Annotated in this window: 18 protein-coding genes and 2 pseudogenes; 15 read left to right on the plus strand and 5 right to left on the minus strand. The window is 36.9% G+C overall.

Annotation, left to right across the window (positions count from 1 at the left end):
• The first annotated feature begins 75 nt into the window (after window positions 1–75).
• The 9 genes from GMB29_RS05865 to GMB29_RS05905 all read left to right on the plus strand — a co-directional run bounded on the left by GMB29_RS05865 (window position 76) and on the right by GMB29_RS05905 (window position 9,429).
• Window positions 76–804 carry a GntR family transcriptional regulator gene (locus GMB29_RS05865; protein WP_136358900.1) on the plus strand — a complete coding sequence of 243 codons (729 nt, stop codon included), beginning with the start codon at window positions 76–78 and terminating at the stop codon, window positions 802–804.
• Between the two features lie 716 nt (window positions 805–1,520).
• Complete coding sequence (locus GMB29_RS05870; protein ID WP_196305256.1) at window positions 1,521–2,795, plus strand: amidohydrolase family protein; 1,275 nt, start codon at window positions 1,521–1,523, stop codon at window positions 2,793–2,795.
• Window positions 2,796–2,888: 93 nt separating this feature from the next.
• Window positions 2,889–3,707: a purine-nucleoside phosphorylase gene (locus tag GMB29_RS05875; protein ID WP_136358896.1), complete on the plus strand. Its 819-nt coding sequence runs from the start codon at window positions 2,889–2,891 to the stop codon at window positions 3,705–3,707.
• Window positions 3,708–3,865: 158 nt separating this feature from the next.
• On the plus strand, window positions 3,866–5,152 hold the full coding sequence (locus GMB29_RS05880; RefSeq protein ID WP_136358894.1) for an NCS2 family permease: 1,287 nt from the start codon (window positions 3,866–3,868) through the stop codon (window positions 5,150–5,152).
• A gap of 164 nt (window positions 5,153–5,316) precedes the next feature.
• Window positions 5,317–6,498, plus strand: coding sequence for a NupC/NupG family nucleoside CNT transporter (locus tag GMB29_RS05885; RefSeq protein WP_136358892.1), 1,182 nt, complete (start codon window positions 5,317–5,319; stop codon window positions 6,496–6,498).
• 419 nt (window positions 6,499–6,917) lie between these two features.
• Window positions 6,918–7,193: a hypothetical protein gene (locus GMB29_RS05890; RefSeq protein WP_155443841.1), complete on the plus strand. Its 276-nt coding sequence runs from the start codon at window positions 6,918–6,920 to the stop codon at window positions 7,191–7,193.
• A 99-nt stretch (window positions 7,194–7,292) separates the two neighbouring features.
• Window positions 7,293–8,570 (plus strand): MFS transporter, encoded by a 1,278-nt coding sequence (locus tag GMB29_RS05895; RefSeq protein ID WP_136358888.1) that lies wholly within the window; start codon window positions 7,293–7,295, stop codon window positions 8,568–8,570.
• A gap of 400 nt (window positions 8,571–8,970) precedes the next feature.
• A complete protein-coding gene (locus GMB29_RS05900; RefSeq protein ID WP_227551541.1) occupies window positions 8,971–9,201 on the plus strand; it encodes a helix-turn-helix domain-containing protein in 231 nt (76 codons plus the stop codon).
• A gap of 12 nt (window positions 9,202–9,213) precedes the next feature.
• Window positions 9,214–9,429, plus strand: a complete 216-nt coding sequence (locus GMB29_RS05905; protein WP_136358886.1) for a hypothetical protein — start codon at window positions 9,214–9,216, stop codon at window positions 9,427–9,429.
• A 203-nt stretch (window positions 9,430–9,632) separates the two neighbouring features.
• On the opposite strand, the gene GMB29_RS05910 is transcribed toward GMB29_RS05905, so the two are convergent.
• Window positions 9,633–9,830, minus strand: a complete 198-nt coding sequence (locus GMB29_RS05910; RefSeq protein WP_136358884.1) for a hypothetical protein — start codon at window positions 9,828–9,830, stop codon at window positions 9,633–9,635.
• A gap of 508 nt (window positions 9,831–10,338) precedes the next feature.
• Between GMB29_RS05910 and GMB29_RS05915 the strand changes: the two genes are divergently transcribed.
• The 4 genes from GMB29_RS05915 (at window position 10,339) to GMB29_RS05930 (ending at window position 15,383) form a co-directional block, all read left to right on the plus strand.
• Window positions 10,339–10,515, plus strand: a complete 177-nt coding sequence (locus tag GMB29_RS05915; RefSeq protein WP_136358882.1) for a DUF2187 family protein — start codon at window positions 10,339–10,341, stop codon at window positions 10,513–10,515.
• A gap of 364 nt (window positions 10,516–10,879) precedes the next feature.
• Window positions 10,880–11,872: a LacI family DNA-binding transcriptional regulator gene (locus tag GMB29_RS05920; RefSeq protein ID WP_136358880.1), complete on the plus strand. Its 993-nt coding sequence runs from the start codon at window positions 10,880–10,882 to the stop codon at window positions 11,870–11,872.
• Between the two features lie 381 nt (window positions 11,873–12,253).
• Window positions 12,254–13,945 carry a glycoside hydrolase family 13 protein gene (locus tag GMB29_RS05925; RefSeq protein ID WP_136358878.1) on the plus strand — a complete coding sequence of 564 codons (1,692 nt, stop codon included), beginning with the start codon at window positions 12,254–12,256 and terminating at the stop codon, window positions 13,943–13,945.
• The gene (locus tag GMB29_RS05930) at window positions 13,938–15,383 is read left to right on the plus strand and encodes a PTS transporter subunit EIIC (protein ID WP_136358876.1); all 1,446 of its coding nucleotides are present in this window, start codon (window positions 13,938–13,940) and stop codon (window positions 15,381–15,383) included. Before GMB29_RS05925 ends, GMB29_RS05930 begins: the two co-directional genes overlap by 8 nt.
• A 1,267-nt stretch (window positions 15,384–16,650) precedes the next feature.
• Here GMB29_RS05930 and GMB29_RS05940 read toward each other — a convergent pair.
• Window positions 16,651–16,911, minus strand: a complete 261-nt coding sequence (locus GMB29_RS05940) for a hypothetical protein (protein WP_136358874.1) — start codon at window positions 16,909–16,911, stop codon at window positions 16,651–16,653.
• Window positions 16,912–17,036: 125 nt separating this feature from the next.
• Here GMB29_RS05940 and GMB29_RS05945 point away from each other — a divergent pair, with 125 nt between their 5' ends.
• Together GMB29_RS05945 and GMB29_RS05950 are read left to right on the plus strand one after the other, a co-directional pair.
• On the plus strand, window positions 17,037–17,675 hold the full coding sequence (locus GMB29_RS05945) for a TVP38/TMEM64 family protein (protein WP_136358872.1): 639 nt from the start codon (window positions 17,037–17,039) through the stop codon (window positions 17,673–17,675).
• A 298-nt stretch (window positions 17,676–17,973) separates the two neighbouring features.
• Window positions 17,974–18,515: pseudogene (locus GMB29_RS05950) on the plus strand (recombinase family protein).
• Window positions 18,516–18,798: 283 nt separating this feature from the next.
• Here GMB29_RS05950 and GMB29_RS05955 read toward each other — a convergent pair.
• From GMB29_RS05955 to GMB29_RS05965, 3 genes and pseudogenes are all read right to left on the minus strand, one after another.
• A pseudogene (locus GMB29_RS05955) lies at window positions 18,799–19,074 on the minus strand (cupin domain-containing protein); the annotation flags it as partial.
• Window positions 19,075–19,218: 144 nt separating this feature from the next.
• Window positions 19,219–20,442 (minus strand): IS110 family RNA-guided transposase, encoded by a 1,224-nt coding sequence (locus tag GMB29_RS05960; protein ID WP_136359330.1) that lies wholly within the window; start codon window positions 20,440–20,442, stop codon window positions 19,219–19,221.
• 382 nt (window positions 20,443–20,824) lie between these two features.
• Window positions 20,825–22,048 carry an IS110 family RNA-guided transposase gene (locus GMB29_RS05965; RefSeq protein WP_136359330.1) on the minus strand — a complete coding sequence of 408 codons (1,224 nt, stop codon included), beginning with the start codon at window positions 22,046–22,048 and terminating at the stop codon, window positions 20,825–20,827.
• Window positions 22,049–22,191: the final 143 nt, after the last annotated feature.

Below are 22,191 nucleotides of genomic sequence, written 5' to 3' on the forward strand. Positions count from 1 at the left end.
ATTAGAATACATATGGTCAAATCGAGGTTATTTTGATACGTTAAACTAACGAATGTTTTTATGGAGGTCGAGTTCATGTATTCGGAGGATTTTCAAAAATCACGGTATTTGATTATTATGGATAATATAAAAGATAGGATAGAAAAGGGAGATTTTAATCCTGGCGAGAGGCTGCCTTCAGAGCCTGAATTGGCGAAACAATTCAAAGTGAGCCGCTCAACGATAAGAGAAGCTTTACGAGCATTGGAACAAGAAAATATCGTCACTAAAAAGCACGGCATCGGGACTTTTGTAAAAGCGAAACCTTTATACACAAGCGGCATAGAGGAACTTTTTAGTGTAACAGACTTAATTCTGAGAGGAGGGCATACACCTGGAACTAGGCTGATCTTCTCAGAATATAAAACCGCAAATGCCGAAGAAAAAGAAATATTTAATCTCAAAGATGACGAAAAAATACTGTTAGTGAAAAGAATAAGAACGTCGAATCAAGAACCTTTGGTCTATTGTATCGATAAGATTCCTGCTCATCTATTGCCAGAAGGGTGCACACTGGATCGGGAGTCGATTTTCAATTTTTTAGAAGATAAAGCAGAGGTTAAAATCGATTGTGCAACAACGAATATAGAAACGATCAATGGTTTGCCGGAGATCTCAGAAAACTTGAAATGCGATGTGAAAACACCTTTGCTCGTTTTGAAACAATCGCATTTTGATGAAAAAACCCGCCTTGTCTTATACTCAATCAATTACTTCCGTTCCAATAATTTTAGCTTCAATGTTTTCCGCAAGCGCTTAAAATAAGAGAAGTTTTATAGTTTTAATATGCAGTTAGAGAGAATGTGTATCGCTTAGATGCACATTTTTTTAGGATAGTAAATTATAAGAGTTTTTGAACTTTGTTTTTTGTTTAGCCCAGCGCGTAGTGGCTATTGGACTTCCAACACCTCCTTGCGATAAGTCAACACCGAACCACTACGTCTTCATGTATCCCTATCTCATTCGAAACGGTCCAATCCATATGCCGCTAAACAGTTGCTTCAGCTTTTCTTAATGACCCAAATGCTTATGTTGTAAACGGATAAAGAGAATCCTAATCACTTGTTAATATTTTACTGAAGTTTCATGAATTCGTTTTTTGATTTACCTAAAAAAAAATATTGAATATCAGAACTTAAAATGCTAGAATGAATCAAACGCTTTCAGTTGTCAGACATCCAACAACGATGTGAGCGAAAAGACTACCTAAAATATAATCCTATTCCTGTTTTCGGCATTTATATAGGTGGTATGAAAACTGAGTTTTGGAGTGGGATTTTCACTTAAGAACAGACGAAGAATTTAATGGATCCGGATGTTGTGGCTGATATCATTGGTGAAAACTGCATCCAAGAAAAAATAAGAAATGCTTTTCGCAATAGAACTTTCTATTATGGTATGCGGTTAATGCTGCAAGATTAAAAGAATTTTAGGAGGTGGAGGAATTGAAAATAGCTTATCTAAATGCTGATTTTTATACAATGGATATGGACAATCATATCTTTAAAAATGGCATGATGATCGTAGATGATCAAAAGATTTCCTATATCGGCCCATCTTCAGCAGATCTTCTGTCAGATGCAGATCAAGTGGTGGATCTTCGTGGGAAATGGGTTCTTCCCGGCCTTGTGAATGTCCATTCCCATATTTTGATGACGATTTTACGCGGAAATGGGGACGATATGCTGCTGAAACCTTGGCTGGAAACGAAGATTTGGCCGATTGAGGCAAAATTCACTACTGAAATCGCTTCAGTAAGTGCCCAGCTTGGCATGTTGGAAATGTTAAAATCGGGAACAACGACATTCTCGGATATGTTCAATCCGAATGGAATAGATGCGGATGTAGTGATGGAAGTGATTGGAGAAACTGGTATGCGCGGAGCTTTTTCTTATTCGATTTTCAGTTTCGGAACAGAACAAGAGCAGAAAGCGAATCTTACAGGGGCTGAACGGTTCTCCAAAACTTATAAAACGTATGCCAATGGTCGCTTGACTGCGATGGTGGCGCCTCATAGCCCGTATGCTTGCACGCCTGAAGCAATCGCTGAAAGCGCGCGGATTGCTAAAGAGAATGATTTGATGGTCCACATCCATGTTTCGGAAACGGATTTTGAAGTTTTGGATATCGAAAAGCGCTACGGAGTTCGACCTGTAGAGTTTCTTCGCCGGTTGGGCCTGTTTGATCAGCCAACAGTCATGGCGCATGGAGTGGTTCTTAACGATGAAGAGCGATCGATTTTAAAGCAATATGATGTTCGGGTCGCACATAACCCGATTAGCAATTTGAAGCTTGGATCAGGGATCGCGGACGTTGTCAGTCTTTTGGATAAAGGGATTAAAGTGGGAATTGCAACCGATGGTGTTGCCTCCAATAACAACTTTGATATGTTTGAGGAAACAAGAACAGCTGCATTGCTGCAAAAAGGCGTCTACAAAGATGCAACAAAATTTACTGCGCAAACTGCGCTTTCCTTGGCCACTCGAGTGGGAGCAGAAGCGATTGGCATGGGATATACGGGATCTTTGGAAGCAGGCAAAAAAGCTGATTTTTTGACCATTTATCCATATGATAAAGCGCATTTGCAGCCGCTTAGTGAAGCCTATTCACATTTGCTTTATGCGGCAAGCGGACGTGATGTTTGTGATGTTTACATTGACGGCAAGCTAATTGTGAAAGATGGCAATTGCTTAACGATTGATGAAGAAAAAGTGATGGCCGAAGTAAACCGGTTGCATGCTGACCTTACGAGATAATTCGAAACTTTTTTTGACTATTTTTTTACCATCACTTGTCAGACATCGTACAACAAATAAATTTAAGTTATTGTACTTGAAGGGGGAAAACAAATGATCTTAAGTAAAAAAATTCTACAAACGAGGGAATATATCCTTTCTAAAGCCGGACAAGCCCCAGAAATAGGTCTCATCCTTGGCTCGGGACTTGGCGTATTAGCAGAAGAAATCGAAAATCCAATAAGCATTTCTTATGATGAAATTCCACATTTTCCTGTTTCAACAGTTGCTGGCCATAAAGGCAGGTTGGTGATCGGTGACTTAAAGGGAAAGTGCGTCATTGCGATGCAGGGAAGGTTCCACTTTTATGAAGGGCATTCGATGGAAGCTGTTACCTACCCAATCCGTGTTATGAAAGCGATTGGGGTCAAGCAGATCCTTGTCACGAATGCAGCGGGAGGCATTAACCGAAGCTTTAAACCAGGAGATTTAATGATCATTCAGGACCATATTAATTTAACATCCCAAAACCCGTTGATTGGTCCGAATGAAGCCGAATTCGGCGAAAGATTCCCAGACATGTCTGAAGCTTACTCAAAGAAATTGATTGCTTTGGCAAAGGGAGTTGCAGCTAAGGAAAAAGTGAAAGTTGTGGAAGGCGTCTATGCCGGGGTGCTTGGACCTAGTTATGAAACTCCGGCCGAAATTAAATTCTTGGGCATGATCGGTGCGGATGCGGTCGGAATGTCGACAGTGCCTGAAGTAATCGTTGCAAGGCACTGTGGGTTAGATGTTCTTGGCATTTCTTGCATCAGCAACATGGCAGCCGGGATTTCCGATGATACTTTAACGCATGACGAAGTGATAGAAACAACTGAAATAATTAAAGCCCAATTTTTGCAATTGGTTAAAGGAATCATTATTGAATTGTAGAGGAATGCAATTTGTTTGTTACAAGATAGATTAATTGCATTGTTAAGAGTTATACGTAGATGGATGAAATTAGCATTAGAGAATAGACAGGCAATATTGTTATGCTCCTTAAGCATAATGGGTGGGTGCGGGATTTTATATGGAGGATTGAAAGTATAATGATACAGCGGTTTAGCCGATATTTTCAGTTGGAAGCACACGGGACAACGTGGAAAAGAGAGATGACAGCAGGTGTGACTTCCTTTTTCACAAGCGCATATATCATTTTGGTTAATCCCTTAATACTAAAAGACGCTGGAATCTCATTGAGTGCCGGTGTCATGGCAACCATCCTTGCATCTATTGCAGGTTGTTTGCTGATGGCTCTTTGGGCCAATGCGCCGATCATACTGATTCCGGGGATGGGGGTAAATGCATTTTTTAGTTATACCATTGTTCAATCACTGGGACTTACTTGGCAGCAGGGTATGGCTGTAGTGATCGCATCAGGACTGCTCTTTTTCTGCGCCAGCATGACTCCGTTAGGAAACAGGATATTAACGTCCGTCCCTGCATCGTTAAAACATGGCATTACAGCAGGTATAGGACTATTCCTTACGTTTATCGGGCTGCAGAAGGGGGAGATCATTCAGCCTAATGAAACGACTTTTGTTGCATTGGGGGATTTCGGAAACCCTGTCACATTGTCAACGATAGTTGGTCTCGTGATCACTTTGATCCTGTTTGCCCGAAACGTAAAAGGAAGTTTGCTGCTTGGTCTCTTTTTTACGAGCATCCTGACCCTTGCACTGACAGGAAAAGCAGAAATATCCAGTAACTCAGCAGACTTGCACGCTTACGGCAAGGTTTTTGCCTCCGCCGATTTTAGTGTCTTGCAGATTTCTTTCTGGATCGCGATTTTTTCTATGACTATGATTGTCCTTTTTGAAAACATGGGTTTGCTGAGCGGGTTATTGGCGGATCCCGAAAAGTTCCCCCGTGCATACAAGGCGGCAGCGGTTTCCACGATTACTTCGGGAATTTTTGGCACCAGTCCGACCATTGTCGCGGCTGAGAGTGCATCAGGGATTTCTGAAGGAGGGAAGACGGGTATCCCAACCTTAGTGACAGCGGTCTTGTTTGCATTCTCAGCGCTGGCGCTGCCAATCATTCAGCTCATACCTAGCAATGCCGTTGCTCCAGTGCTGATCATCGTTGGGGCATTGATGATGAAAAGCGTACTCCACATCCCTTTGCATGATTTTTCTGAAGGGTTTCCTGCTTTTTTAATTATCGTCTGCATCCCGTTGACATCCAGCATTCCTGATGGTTTAGCATTCGGTTTCATCGCATACCCGCTGATGAAGGCGGCCATAGGTCAGTGGAAACAAGTGTCTCCTTTGGTGTATGTGATCGCTGCACTGTTTCTGTTGAACATCATCGCTACGTCAGTTTTTGTACATTAAATTTTGCAAAAAGATGAAAAGGAATATTTGCATGCTCAAACTTTACTCCTTAAAGCAGATAGACAAGCATGACGTGTATTTGCTTTAAGGATGAGCAGTTTCATTAACGAAATAAATAAAAACTAGATTGCTATTCATATCTCTTTAGGAGGAGGAAATAGAGCATGAAATTTCTCATCTTCATTCTCGGACTAATCACTATTTTTTTACTGGCTTTTCTTGTAAGCAGCAATCGCAAACAAATAAAATATAAACCGATTGCAATCATGCTAGTTATACAGTTAATTTTGACGTATTTCTTGTTAAATACGCGTGTCGGGCTTATCTTGATACAAGGGATTTCCAATGTGTTTGGAACGTTGATGGAATACGCGGCATCAGGTGTTAATTTCGTATTTGGCGGGTTGGCAAATGAAGGGGCATTTCCATTTTTCCTTAATGCATTACTTCCAATCGTTTTTATTGCTGTGTTAATTGGAATCTTACAGCATTTTAAAATTTTGCCTATTATCATCAGAGGGATCGGTTTATTATTAAGCAAAATAAATGGCTTGGGAAAATTAGAATCATATAATGCTGTTGCTGCAGCGATTATCGGGCAAGGTGAAGTATTCATTACAGTAAAAGATCAATTGAGTCAATTGCCTAAAAATCGTTTATACACGCTTTGTGCATCTTCCATGTCAACGGTTTCTATGTCAATTGTCGGTTCGTATATGACGATGATTGATCCGAAGTATGTGGTTACGGCACTTGTTTTGAACTTATTCAGCGGATTTATCATCGTCCATATTGTAAACCCTTACACGGTACGAGAAGAGGAAGATATTTTAGAATTGCAAGAGGAAGAAAAACAAACATTTTTTGAAATGCTGGGCGAATATATTATGCTCGGATTTGCCATTGCTGTCACTGTTGCAGCGATGCTGATCGGATTTGTGGCATTAATCACAGCGATTAATGGCGTATTCGACTCTATCTTTGGCATTACGTTCCAAACTTTATTAGGATATGTGTTCTCGCCGCTTGCCTTCATTATGGGAATTCCGGCATCGGAAATGTTGGAAGCAGGTAAAATCATGGCGACAAAATTAGTGACAAACGAGTTTGTTGCTATGCTCGATTTATCAAAAGCAGCGGCAGATTTATCGCCGCGATCTGTTGGCATTTTATCAATATTCCTCGTTTCATTTGCCAATTTTTCTTCAATTGGGATTATTGCAGGAGCGACGAAGAGCATCGACCAGAAACAAGCAAATGTAGTTTCCCAATTTGGGTTAAAGCTTTTATTTGGAGCCACTTTAGTCAGTTTATTATCCGGTACGATTGTAAGCGTTATGCTTTGATCAATTGATTATCTAGAAAAACTTAGAGGCCGATTTTGAAGTGACTCCAAAAATTTAGACAAGTAATATATGAAACTATCAAGGATTGGATCCTGTACTCTACAGGACACAATCCTTTTAGTTATTCCTTGATTCGTATGCTTGTAATACTAAATATATTATTCTAATTTAAAAAGAGACCAACCTCTAGACTTGGGTATATAGTAGATGAACTTATGTATACGATTCTATCTAGGGAGACGATTAAACTTAAATATCATTATGCTTTTAAAGGCTTACTTTTATTGTAAGCCCTTTATTTTTAATAAATAAAAAGACAAGATTCAAAATAAACTCTAAAAGGGGAGCAGGGAGAAAACAACAACTAGAGGCACCAGAGTTTAAAGAGATCAAACAAATAATTCTTGAAAGCTATTGAGTTGGTCATTGATGAATTTACTATGCACTTTGAAATCAACGCAGTGGAAGAAATTGATACAAAAACAAATAAAGATTTTTTTAGTGGAGAAGAAAGTCAATGGCAAGGTAATTGGGAAAGTAAAATTAGCGAAGCAGTGGTAATAAAAATAGATAAGGGGATGAGTGTAGGCTGGATAGGGTATGACGGGCATAGCCTTGTTATACGGTCATACCACACAAACTTCTCTAGTACTTGCAAAAAAATCACTAGAATTTGTAAAACCAATAAAATGTGAGTATGAATAAACCTTATTGTACTTTATTAACGGGTGCTTGATTCTACAGCTATAAGAAATTCATATATATAGAGTAAAAGCTAACAGGAGTAGAAATCATTGGACAAACAAAATAACAGATTTAGATGGGTTATATTTGCTTCTGTAATGTTTACTTATTTATTAATGGCGAGCCAACGAACCGCTCCAGGATTGATTACAGACCAAGTGATGAAGGATTTTAATGTAACTGCATCAACGATTGGGTTACTGACAAGTATACAATTTTTTGTATACACAGGTTTGCAAATTCCAATGGGTATTTTGGCTGATCGTTTTGGGCCCAATTATTTTTTAATTATAGGTGCACTACTTACAGGGTTAGGTACAATTATTTATAGTCTTGGTACGCATGAAGTTGTCTTATTTTTCGCAAGAATAATGACGGGGACGGGGGATGCGACCATCTGGGTAAATATGGTGTTAATTTTGGGCCAATGGTTTAATGCAAAGGAATTTGTTCGATTAATTGGTCTGGCTGGAATGACAGGAAGCCTTGGTTTCGTTTTGGCGACAGTCCCTTTCTCTGCATGGATTGTCTTACTTGGTTGGAGGACAGCATTTTTTTCAGCAGGAGTATTATTATGTTTAAGCGGAATTCTCCTTTATTTTGTACTCTTAAAAAAACCAAAACAAATCTTTCTTAATGAATCGGTATTGGTTAAAAATGAAATACAACGTGAAAAAACATTGGTTTTATTACGAAGAATGTTTTCGAATCGGCAAGCATGGGCTTTATTCTTTTGTCACTTTGGGGTTGTCGGTGCGTATGTAGGATTTATCAGTTCGTGGGCAGTACCCTATGGGATGAATGTGTATGGAATGACACGTTCAGATGCGAGTCAGCTCATTATGATTGGTCTTATCGGTGCGCTTATAGGTGCTCCTCTAACGAGCTGGATTTCAAGTAGGTTAGAAACAATTAAACAGCCTTATGTTGTTATTCATATCACTACTTTATTGAGTTGGTCTTCCTTTCTTTTTTTTAAAGGGAATCCGCCATTTTCCTTTTTAATTATGCTCTTCTTTATCATTGGCTTTGGATATGGGGCAAGTGCCTTAACATTTGCTGTGGTTCGTCAATCTTTTCCTATAATAGAATCTGGCATTGTCTCTGGGTTTGCGAATACGGGTGGATTTCTAAGTGCCGTATTGCTGCCAAGTATTTTTGGAAATGTATTGGATCATTTTCAGTCTGCTTCAGGTAGTATCGGTGATGGATATTACTTCGGTTTTATCACTCCAGTTATCTTCTCCATGATAGGCTTAATTGGAGTGATTTGTATTAAGGAAAGGCGACAGGAGGCAGGACGTAAAACCAATCTCCACTTATCTTAAAGAGTGTCGCTAAAATGTATGAAGTTAAAGTAATAGAGCATTTCTTCAATAGCCGGTGACACCTGATGATGGTTAGAAAAGTCTTAATAAGTAATTACTCCCCATTTTCAATGTCATTTAACCATAATTATCTTTAGCTTAACAATGATCTACAGCAATCAGGCGCTATCTCTACAAGATTAGCGCTTATTTTTATTTTGGGCCAGATGTTAAAGGGACGAGTAAAAGTTATCATCTTCGTAGATGATACAGAAATGCTTTGCTTTATTGAGACATATATGTAAATAATGAAAAACTTTTTCATTTTTGAAAATATACTCCCAAATTTGAAAAAATATTGTATATATCTATAAAATCCAGTTAATACTTCATCTAGATATTAAAGCATTAGGAGTGGTATATGCTGATGTGGGGTTTGGGGAAAAAACGAAGTAAAGTTGGTCAATTTATTGATAAGCGCGGGTTTACTCAAGAGGATTTAATTAGAGCAGCTAAAATCAGCAGAAGTACAGCAAGTAGAATATGTTCCGATCCTGATTATTCACCTACAGCAACCACCATAAAAAAAGTAATGATCGCTATACGACAATTAGACCAAAATGCAAGAGTAGATGATTTCTTTGATATGTAGGAGGTATATATAATGAAAATCGAAACACAGGAAATGATAGCTACTGTAATAAAAGAATTCGATCATTTAAAATTGATATGGATTAGAGATAAAGGTTACATCATTTTCAATTCAATTAATGAGGATATAACCTTAGTTAGATTTGGAGAAGATAAAGACCAAGCTTTAAAGAATTTTGATCTTATGGTTTTTAATTACCTTAAAGAGACTTATAAAATCGTTATCTAAAGGCAGTAACTAAGGATTGGAAATATCGATAAATAAAGGATAAGTCTCTCGAGGTTTGTCCTCTTTAAAATTCAGTTTTAATGTACATTCATTTTTGCACCTTAACCAGACATTCCAAGGGTTTCCTAGGTTTTCAATCTAAAAGTTTTTGAAAAAAATTTAATCTTTCTTTGGCATTACCCTAAGTTATAATATCAATACCACTATAATTCTTTTTTTAGTTTTGTCTCCATTAATTGCTCTTTTTGCCTGTTTACACTTAGATATCCTATGTCATAGGGATTCTGCGCTTTACTAGCATTCATCTTTCCTGCTTCAATGGCTTCTACCATTTCTGAAATACCATCTTTCCCAATGACAGGAATTTTTACCTCTTTTTCCTCTAATGTTTTTTTACACATCTAGAGCTAATCGATCACTAGTAGCAACTACTCCTTGAATATTAGGGAATTTTCGTAAGACTGTTTCAATGACTTCTAACACTTTACTAAGCAAGTAGAATTATTCAGTCTTCTCCCTTAAAAAAATAGCCAAGAACCAGCGGATTAAAACGTAACTGTTATTGTCCGTTCTGAAACACTTACTATATTTGGATTTTTTTCTAATTCCTAAATTTGAAAATCTGTATATAAATTCCTTATTAAGATAATCCTCCGTTCATATTCATTAAGTTTATTATAAACGGGATTTTTTTGAGAGGTACAAAAAACCCCGAATATAGGGCACCTTTTTTAGTGGTGTCCATTATTCGGGGTATAGTTCATAACGAAGGGGCGCTTTAATTAAACAAGCAGCATAAAGGGATCTTCAATCGAAGATCCTTTTTAATTACCGATAACAATCAATTATGTAAACTTATGGATTTTTTGTTATTTTATAGGTTATTATATTTTGGAAGGAGGCTAATATATGAAAGCAAATACAGGTGATGAAATTATATCTAAAACTGGTGTAAAAGGAATCGTGGAAAAAGTAAATGAGAACTCGGTGATCATAAATATTACAGAAAACCACTCGCAGCAAGAGTTTGAAGGAAATAAAACGGTGGTTGCTCATAAAAATTATAAAATCCTAAATATCCATTAATAAAATAGTTATCACTTTATAAAAAACAAAAACGCCCAATTTGGAGCGTTTTTTTGTTATCGATCAAAAAGGTGTCAATGACAACAGCTTGGTATATGAATGAAGGAATACAACCTAATACATTCTGAGATTGGCAAAGTTAGAAGTTGAAAAAAAGCAATTTGCAAGGTTGGCAATTATCACTTTTCGCAAAAGGACATAGCAGTATAGTACCAAAAGAGATACTGAGCGTAATTAATTCATAGCTTAAATAATATGTCCCGAATAATTTGATTGATTAAAATTCATTGCAATAGGCATCTTTACTAAAGTAAAATAATATGAAACTGATTTCATGTTTATACTAAAAGTGGAGTGAGAGCAAGTGGCTACAATATCAGATGTTGCAAAATTATCCGGATTATCGAAAACAACCGTTTCACGTGTAATAAATAATCATCCGTATGTTTCGGACAAAAAGAGAGAATTAGTACTAAATGCTATGAAAGAGCTTGGTTATACACCAAATCCTTCTGCAAGAAGGCTAAGAGGACAGTTAACGACTACGATAGGTGTTATTGTCCCTAGAATTGTCAATCCATTCTTTTCATATTTAGTTAATTCGATTGAGCAGGCCGCCTATAAAATGGGGTACCAAGTATTGATTGGCCAAAGTTATGAAGATAAAGAAAAAGAATTAGCATTCCTAAACTTATTAAAAACAAAGCAAGTAGATGGAATTATTATGACTTCAATTGAAAATGATTGGGATATGATAGAGTCATATAAGGAATACGGCTCAATTTTATTATGCAATGATTACGTCAATCAATCAGAAGTTCCAATGATCCGGTTGGATCAAACAAAAGGGGCATATTTAGGTGTTAAGCATTTAATTGAAAAGGGTCATAAAAAAATTGCTTACTGTACTGGTGGATTGTTTGATGAGCAGGGGAAAGGGAAAGATCGTAATCAAGGGTTTCAAAAAGCGTTACATGAGGCGGGTATTAAGATCAATCCGAAATGGATTTTTGTAGACCAACATACGATTGAGGATGGTAAACAGGTAATGAAGCAAATTCTAGAGATGGAAGATCGCCCAACTGCTATTTTTACTGGAAGTGATGAAGTTGCTGGTGGAATCATGATCCAAGCAAAAGAATTGGGTTTAACTGTTCCTTCTGACCTTGCAATTATTGGGTTTGATGATCAGCCAATTGCAGAAATACTAGATCCAAAGCTAACGACTATTCGACAACCAGTAGATCTAATGGGAGAAAAATCAATTGAAGTGATGATAGAGATGCTTGAAAATCCAAAACTGGAGATTCAAAACTACGAGTTGCCAATCGAGTTGATTGTTCGACAATCCACATAGTTATGTAAAGGATGCCTATCGATTATAAAGTGAAACTCTCATTACAGTTTCACTTTATAATCCTTAGAAAATAAAGGTATTCACATTTTGAAAGTTAGGAGGTATAAAAATTTCTAAAGAAAGCGTTGACAGAAATCAAAAACTAAAAGTATAATTTAAAATAGAAACCGGTTCCATCAACGAAATAATTTTTTTATTTACATATGGAACCGATACCATATAGTTTTTTTAGATTTGCAATCATTTTTTTATCATAAGTGTTAATTTATTCGCACTTTACTTAAGATGTCATAGGGTATTTTTTTATACCTGCATGGAACCGATACCACAAATGATTATCTTAAAAATATATTAAATATATACAATGATGGAGGGGACAACATGGAGAAGAAGTGGTGGCAAAAAGAAGTTATTTATCAAATTTATCCTAAAAGCTTTTATGACTCCAATAATGATGGGATAGGAGATATAAAAGGAATTACACAAAAACTAGATTACTTACAATCTTTGGGTATTACGATGGTTTGGATTTGCCCAATATATCAATCACCAATGGCAGATAATGGGTATGATATCTCAGATTATTATCGGTTAAATCCAGAGTTCGGTAATATGAAAGATCTAGACGAATTAATTGATAAGGCAAAAGAAAAGGGAATAAAAATTGTCCTTGATCTAGTTATAAATCATACATCAGATGAACATCCATGGTTCCAAGATTTACTTGAGAACCCACATAATAGTAAATATAGAGATTATTATATTGTGAAATCAGGAAAAGACGGTCAGCCTCCTACAAATTGGCGCTCTGTATTCGGTGGCAGTGTATGGGAGCCTTTGAAAAATACAGAAGAGTACTATTTTCATTCCTTTGATGTGAAACAACCTGACTTAAATTGGGAAAACAAGCAAGTCAGAGAAGAATTATATAAAATGGTTAATTACTGGTTGGATAAGGGCATTGCAGGGTTTAGAGTAGATGCCATAACGTTTATAAAGAAAGATCAAAACTATGATAATCTCCCTGCAGATGGCGTAGATGGGCTTGTAAAATGTACAAAAAAGGCTCGTAATCAACCGGGCATAAAAGAATTCCTACATGAATTAAAAGATGAAACCTTTTCCAAGTATGATTGTGTAACGATTGGCGAAGCTCCAGGAGTACCTTATGAGCAATACGATGATTACATTGGGGACAATGGCTATTTTTCAATGATTTTTGATTTTCGATATGCAGACCTTGATGTAGCCTCTGGTAGTGAGTGGTTTAAGAGAGTCGACTGGGATGTACTAGACCTTAAGAAATTAATCTTTACTAGCCAAAAGGAAATCCAAAAAGCAGGCTGGGGTGCAAACTTTTTAGAAAATCATGACCAAAATCGATCGATAAGTAAATATATAAAAGAAGAGAATCGCAACTACTTCTCTGCGACAATGCTGGGAGCGTTGTTTTTCTATCTTCGCGGAACACCTTTTATTTATCAAGGTCAAGAAATTGGAATGACAAACTTCGAACGGAAAAGTATTGAGGAATTCGATGATATTTCAAGTATTGATCAGTACTATCGTTCCATGAATGAAGGCTTTAGTGAAAAAGAGGCATTACACTTTATTAATTTACGAAGCCGTGATAACTCAAGAACGCCATTTCATTGGAATTCAAAAGAATATGGTGGCTTTTCAAAAGTTAAGCCTTGGTTAGGAATGAACGAGAATTACAAAACGATCAACGTCGAGCAACAAGAGCAGGACCCGGATTCCGTCCTGAATTTTTATAAAACAATCATTCGAGTTAGACAGTCAAATGAATGTTTAATTTATGGCGAGTTTGAGCCTATTTTAGAAGAACACCCTACGATTATTGCTTATAAACGTAAATTGAATAATGAAGAAGTTGTTTGCTATTTCAATTTTTCTTCAGAAACTCAAAAAGTCAAATTTGAACATAATAATTATTATTTTTTATTAAACAATTACAAAGATGAAAAAGAAACGATAAGTGAAAACGAATTTTCTTTGAAACCATATCAAGCACTAGTACTTCAACAGAAAGAAGCGAGCTATTATGAGTGAAAACAAATACGAACGTATTGGAAAAGAAATTGTTAACGTCATTGGTGAGGATAATATAGAGTCATATGTTCATTGTGCAACAAGATTGCGATTTTCGGTTAAAGATCGCGAGAAGATTGATGATGAAGCAATTGAAAAGATTGATGAAGTTAAAGGTGTGTTTTTTAATGCAGGGCAATACCAGGTTATATTAGGAACTGGTACTGTTAATAAGGTTTACTCAGCTTTAAGAGGTGACCAACCTGACCGAGAGGATGTGCAAGTGAAGAAGGGTGAATCTTCTTCTAAAAACGAAAAGGGAATAAGAAAGGCTGTACGTACGTTGGCCGATATCTTTATCCCGATTATCCCAATTATTGGGGCAACGGGTTTATTCCTTGGTTTAAAGGGTGTGTTATTTAGTGATGCACTATTAAGCTTAATGGGTATGAACATTGATGATATTCCTAGTTATCTAGTCACTCTTATATCTGTTCTGACAGATACTGCTTTTGCCTTCTTGCCAGCATTAATTTGTTGGTCAGCATTTAGAAATTTCGGCGGTATGCCTATTATTGGTTTTGTCCTTGGGTTAATGCTTGTTTCCCCAGCCCTTCCAAATGCTTATGCGGTAGCAGATATCAATAGTGGGGTAGAACCGATTATGGCTTTCGGATTCATACCGGTTGTTGGTTACCAAGGTAGTGTATTAACGGCTCTCGTTGTTGGGATTCTGGGAGCAAAACTTGAGAAGAAGTTACGAGTTGTTATGCCGAATGCATTAGATTTAATTTTTACACCTTTCTTTGTTTTATTATGTATGATGATTACAGGTTTGCTCATTTTAGGGCCTTTATTGCATTTTGTGGAAGCGGGATTAATAACGGTTGTTACACAACTTATTGATGCTCCTCTTGGTATTGGAGGATTGTTAATTGGTTTTATCTATCCGTTAGCCGTTATGACGGGAATGCATCACCTGTTTATTATGATTGAAACAACATTGCTTGCAAATACAGGGTTTAATCCGCTTATTACGTTATGTGCGATGTATGGTTTTGCAAATGCAGGTACTTGTTTGGCGATTACAATTAAAGCGAAAAAAAGTACGGTAAAGGTTATGGGGGCAAGTGCAACTGCTACACAATTACTTGGTGTTAGTGAACCTGCGCTGTTTGGTGTCGTGATGAGGTACAGTATGAATCCACTTTATGTGATGATTGCTTGCTCGGCAGTTGGAGGCGCAATTCTATCCTTATTAAACATTCAAGCGAATTCATATGGGTTGGCCGTAGTGCTGTCTCCTTTAATGTACATTTATGAGTGGAATCAGCTCCTTGCTTATCTAGTGGTTTCTATTTTGATCTTTGCTGCCGCACTTATCATCACTTACTTATTTGCAGTTCCAAAAGAAGTGATGATAGAAGATCAAGAAGAGAAAATAAGCAATGTGAGCTAATAGTTAATTCATTGTTATCGAGATTATAGTTTTATCCATATTAACATGATTCTATTATAATAGTTTGAACAAAAAGATTGGTCGGGTGAAGGAATAAAGATAATATTGTAGTGTAGTGTCGATTGGTTTGTCACCGACGGTCAGCATTATTCCTATGAAGAAATAGCTGCTTATTACGTGTTAGCAAATCAACCGTTCAAACGAATATGAAACGAGCTGAAAACAAAATAATGCAGCGATAATTCGAGAGCCTTTTCTGTTTAGCTTGAAAAGGCTCTTTTTGTCATACGGTTGCACCCGTAGATAGGTAAAATCACTTAAGATTTTCTATAGCAGTTTTTATTTCGTCAAGTTAAATTGACCATTTCTGTTAAACAATTCGGATGCATGCCTTCATCTGGTGTTTTCGACGGAGTTCAGTCACTCATGACCGAGATTCACCCTGAAGCGATTTTTCTTCCAATTGAAACAATGGGAGATGGGGTAATTAACGTTTATAGCAGAATACAAATGATGTTGTTTAAGGCTAAACAAGCTGCCTAGAAAGAATTTGATGAAGCTTTAGCTAAAAAGGGCTTTTCCGTAGAGCAGCTTCAGAATAACAATTTCAGCCGTTCGCCCATAACGGAACCTTTGAAAGTAAGCAAACATACTGTTGCTTGTACATCAGCAAACGTCGTTTATCATTTTCACGAGATTCCAAACAGGTTTTCTTTTCGCCGAATAAAGAAAAAGAAGCATAACGCATTAGATTAAATAGGATAGTTAAAGGTACTGCATCATTTCAGAATTTTTGTACGCTAATAAAATTCAGCCTAAAAAAAGTCGATTTCATATAAATAAATCGACTTTTTTAATTGTCTTATTCTTAACGCCATTCATTTGATTATTAACAGAAATCCCCAATAAATGATATCTCACTTTGTAACTTTGATATACTAACCTGCTTGTCTAACACACCTTGTATACGATCAATGATTTGTATGGATTTTAATCAATTATTTTTTAAACTATTATCACCCTTATGTTATTTACTTGGTATATCTTTATTTAGATTTGTAGTTGTTTTCGAAACCTATTAATTGGTTTTTTTAGAATATTACCCTGATTAACAGGTAAACTAAATTTGTTTATGGGGGTTTTAATACAATATTAATTTATAGCTAGTAGGTACCCAAAAATAATGAGAATAGGGACTTTCTTAAGAAAGTCCCTATTGAAAAAAACCTCTATTGATTATTATTGTTCTTATTAAGAATTTTAGGTGTTATATCTTCAGTAAATTCATTAGAAAATATACTTGGTTTTTTAATGGTATTCTCGTATTATTTCGAAGGTTGTTATATCCTTCTCGGATTTTTTGTACCCATCTTGTATTACGGCTTCCGATTACACCAAGTGTCGTTAAGCCAAGTAATGACCATAATATCATGCTACCGTTATTCGTTTTTTTATTTCCAAACATGTTAAAGAAACGCTGATTACTTCTTCCTCTTATTAATGAAAAAAGAGTGTTAAAATTGTTCATTCTGATTCCCCCTATTTGTTCTTGTTTTGAGACAATCATATTTTGTCTTTAATCCACAGATAATAGTGTTATATAAGGATAATTACTGAAAAAGCTCTAGTATCTATGTTGGGAGGTTTAAATCGATGAGAAAAGGGTTAATTTTTGCGATAATATATGGTGTCATCCTCCTTACTGTCTATTATTATAGAGCTTTCTTATTTAGATGGTTAAATGACAGTGATTTTTCACAAATTCCTTTAATGTTCTTTCTGTCGGTAGTGTTAAGTGTGGTTCCAATTATTCCATTTTCAGTTTTTGCTGGAATGATGGGGGCAAAATATGGGATTTGGATTGGTAGTATGATTAACTGGTTTGGCTCAGTGGGTGGTGCAATAATCTTTTTTGTTCTGGCACGTTATTTTTTTATTCATGAATTTGAACAATATGTAATTCGATATAAAGCTTTTAAAAATTTGAATGGTATTATTAATCGGAGTCCTTTTATTACCGTATTGCTCACCCGATTAATTTATGTTATTCCTCCTCTGGTAATTAACATCTATTCTGGGTTAAGCACTATGTCATTTAAAACATATTTTTTTTCAACCGCCATTGGTCAGGTTCCTGCAATGATCGTTTATGCCTATTTAGGAAATCAATTATTTACTTCTTTTCAAACATTCGTGCAAGTTCTTGCTTTATACATAGCTTTTATTCTAGTTGTTTTGTTTCTTTACCGAAGGTGGCTTAAAGGGAAAAAATCAAAGGTTGCACTAGAGTAATAATATCAATGGATAGCGTTACTCAAGAGGAAAGTAGTGTATTTTTGCAGTAATTGATGATGCTTAGATATATACAGTAAATTGAAATTTCACCACTTCTGGCCTGGGCCATATTATTGAACAAGAGATGGAATTATTAGAAAGTGAATCGAAGCTAAGGGTATTCCTTTCTTTATAGAGGGAGTCAGTTTAAGAAATAATTGTAACCAAAATAAAGGAGATTCAGATGGACGTTTGAAAGTTTTGGATACATACGAGTCATCAAAATGAAGGACGACAACTTGAAGCTATGAAAAAAATGGGTGTAGACGAAAGAGACGTCTTCATGGATAAACAGAGTGGTAAAGATTTTGACCGAGTTCAGTATCAATTGCTCAAAAGAATTATACGTAAAGGCGATGTGCTCTATATTCATTCCTTAGATCGATTTGGTCGAAATAAAAAAGGGATTTTGCAGGAGAGGAATGATATTACGAAGATATCCAGGCAGACATTGTGGTAGTGGATATGCTTTTATTGGACACGACACAATACAAGGATTAGCTTAGGTATCTTTATTGCGGATCTTGTTTTACAGATTATTTCTTGGATGGCACAAGAAGAACGAGATCGCATTCGGAAACGGTAGCGTGAAGGAATTGATATAGCTTTGCAAAATGGCGCAGCATTTGGTCGATCAAAAGTACAGGTTAAAGAAGAATTCAAAGAAGTCTATATGATCGTTGGAAAGCAGGAGAGATGACAGCCGTTAAAGCCATGGGCAAATTAGGTGTTAAAAAGACAACTTTTTATAAGTTAGTTAAGGAATATGAAAAAGACTTTAAAAAGGTCAATATATAATAAAAGAAACCCTTCAATAAAAGAAGCATCTGCTTGCAAGCAGATGCTCTTTCAATAAAAAGCGGAATACATTATTAGCTTTGGGATGAATAAATAGGGTGCATATCTTCAACAAACGGGCCAGATTGTTGAGTAACTCATTTTCAAATGGATATTTTAGAAGAGATTGTGAAGAAATGTACTTAAACTAAAGGGGCAGGTTAGTTGAAGTAAAATTTTTCCCGAAATCATAGAAAAAAGCCGATTACCATAGTTAAAATCTGCTTTTTTCATAGTACTTCCATTATAATTTATTAAACCATTCATCACTGACAGGATCTAACCATTCCGTTTCGCCCGGTGTCATAGCTAAGTGTGCAAACCAACTGTCTTTTGTCGCACCGTGCCAATGTTTTACATTTGGCGGAATGTTCACCACATCTCCCGTTTTGAGTAACCGAGAATGGTTTTTCTTCTTCTTGATACCAACCCTCACCGCCGGTAACCAACAAAACTTGTCCGACTTTATGAGAATGCCAGTGTTACGAGCTCTTGGAGCAAAGGTTACATTTATTGCCGGCTTTTTTGTTATTCAACTACTATGAAAATTAAATTATGTAAGGAAGAAAAGAAGGCAATACTAAAGAAGACGCAGCTCATTCATTTTTAAAAAAAGGAGAGCGCCTGATTCATAGGCAATTAAAAAGCTAATCTTTAGACTGGATCAGGATGCTTCTGTTTCTGTCAGCGAAACGGTGTAGCCTAAGCTTTCAAGTCGTCGAAGCGAATGACGTACAATTGATTGTGCTCTTTGTTTATCAAAGTAGTCTTCACCTAAGTCTACATACATTTCTTTTCGTGTTAAAAGATAGTAACATATTCGCAATATGGCATGAGAGACAACAATAGCAGCGCGTTTTGTACCCTTGCGGGCAGCTGTACGTCGATACAATGCCCCAAGGTAGTTTTTAGATCCTCTTACTGAGTGAGCTGCTTCTTGTAAGGCTGATTTTAAATATTTATTCCCTTTCTTAGTTTTGGAAGATTTTCTTTTACCAGCACTTTCGTTTTGTCCTGGAACTAACCCTGCCCAAGAACACATATGAGCAGCGCTTGGAAATTGATTTTTAACATCAGTTCCAATCTCAGCTAGAATCTGTTCTGCCATACGGGTAGCGACACCTGGAATTGAATCTAAACGTTCAACGTCATCTTGATAAGAACTCATTCTTTCTGCAATTTCATTATCAAGCTTCTCGATTTGATCTGTAAGAAAATCAATGTGAGTGATAATTGTTTTAAGCATCATTCGCTGATGAGGGCTAATGTAGCCTCGTAATGCTAACTCTAGTTCCTCTTTTTTCTTTTTCAATGTTCTGCGAGCGAAGCTTGCGAGCTTTACGGGATCATCTTCTCCATCAGCAATCGCACGAAGCATCTCCATAGCGGAAACACCCTTAATTTGTGACACAACTGAACCCAGTTTAATGTTAGCACCTTCTAACACTTTTTGGATTCGATTTTGTTGTCTCGCCCGTTCTTGAATGATACTTCTACGGTATCGAACTAATTCTCGTAATTCTCTTTGATCTCGATTGGGAATATAGCTAGCTTTTATTAATCCATGACGAAGAAGCTTCGCAATCCACTCAGCATCATTTACATCAGTTTTCCGTCCAGGAACAGCTTTAATGTGTTGTGCATTGACTACTAAAAATTCAATTCCCTCACTTTCTAGTAAATTCACAATTGGCTTCCAGTATACGCTGGTGCTTTCCATGGCAACATGAGAACAATTGTGTTCCTTAATCCAGTCTAATAGTTTTAACAAAAACACGGTTTTCGTTGAAAAAGTTTGAATCTCCTTTCCTTCTGGTGTAAGAATACATGCGGTGATAGAGTCTTTATGAACGTCCATCCCACATGCTCGTTCAATGATTACATCCATTTTAATTTTCCTCTCTACGACATATTAGTGGAGGCTGGTGCAACAACCAGAACAGGGATTAATCTACTATGAGTGCTTCCGCAAGGGAGCAACAGTCAGTGGTGCACCGTGGTCGAAGGAGTCAGACTAAAGGGTGGGCTCTAACGCACCATAGTTTATCGACCTTCCTCTCCCAGCCGTAGAATCAGTATTGACGGTTCTAGACCATTTTCATTCTCTGTGGTGCAGCGCTGATTTTTGCGCTGCATGGGCGGCTACTATGAAAATTAAATTATGTAAGGAAGAAAAGAAGGCAATACTAAAGAAGACGCAGCTCATTCATTTTTAAAAAAAGGAGAGCGCCTGATTCATAGGCAATTAAAAAGCTAATCTTTAGACTGGATCAGGATGCTTCTGTTTCTGTCAGCGAAACGGTGTAGCCTAAGCTTTCAAGTCGTCGAAGCGAATGACGTACAATTGATTGTGCTCTTTGTTTATCAAAGTAGTCTTCACCTAAGTCTACATACATTTCTTTTCGTGTTAAAAGATAGTAACATATTCGCAATATGGCATGAGAGACAACAATAGCAGCGCGTTTTGTACCCTTGCGGGCAGCTGTACGTCGATACAATGCCCCAAGGTAGTTTTTAGATCCTCTTACTGAGTGAGCTGCTTCTTGTAAGGCTGATTTTAAATATTTATTCCCTTTCTTAGTTTTGGAAGATTTTCTTTTACCAGCACTTTCGTTTTGTCCTGGAACTAACCCTGCCCAAGAACACATATGAGCAGCGCTTGGAAATTGATTTTTAACATCAGTTCCAATCTCAGCTAGAATCTGTTCTGCCATACGGGTAGCGACACCTGGAATTGAATCTAAACGTTCAACGTCATCTTGATAAGAACTCATTCTTTCTGCAATTTCATTATCAAGCTTCTCGATTTGATCTGTAAGAAAATCAATGTGAGTGATAATTGTTTTAAGCATCATTCGCTGATGAGGGCTAATGTAGCCTCGTAATGCTAACTCTAGTTCCTCTTTTTTCTTTTTCAATGTTCTGCGAGCGAAGCTTGCGAGCTTTACGGGATCATCTTCTCCATCAGCAATCGCACGAAGCATCTCCATAGCGGAAACACCCTTAATTTGTGACACAACTGAACCCAGTTTAATGTTAGCACCTTCTAACACTTTTTGGATTCGATTTTGTTGTCTCGCCCGTTCTTGAATGATACTTCTACGGTATCGAACTAATTCTCGTAATTCTCTTTGATCTCGATTGGGAATATAGCTAGCTTTTATTAATCCATGACGAAGAAGCTTCGCAATCCACTCAGCATCATTTACATCAGTTTTCCGTCCAGGAACAGCTTTAATGTGTTGTGCATTGACTACTAAAAATTCAATTCCCTCACTTTCTAGTAAATTCACAATTGGCTTCCAGTATACGCTGGTGCTTTCCATGGCAACATGAGAACAATTGTGTTCCTTAATCCAGTCTAATAGTTTTAACAAAAACACGGTTTTCGTTGAAAAAGTTTGAATCTCCTTTCCTTCTGGTGTAAGAATACATGCGGTGATAGAGTCTTTATGAACGTCCATCCCACATGCTCGTTCAATGATTACATCCATTTTAATTTTCCTCTCTACGACATATTAGTGGAGGCTGGTGCAACAACCAGAACAGGGATTAATCTACTATGAGTGCTTCCGCAAGGGAGCAACAGTCAGTGGTGCACCGTGGTCGAAGGAGTCAGACTAAAGGGTGGGCTCTA

Origin of the sequence: Metabacillus sediminilitoris (genome assembly GCF_009720625.1) — a bacterium.
GTDB classification, from domain to species: domain Bacteria; phylum Bacillota; class Bacilli; order Bacillales; family Bacillaceae; genus Metabacillus; species Metabacillus sediminilitoris.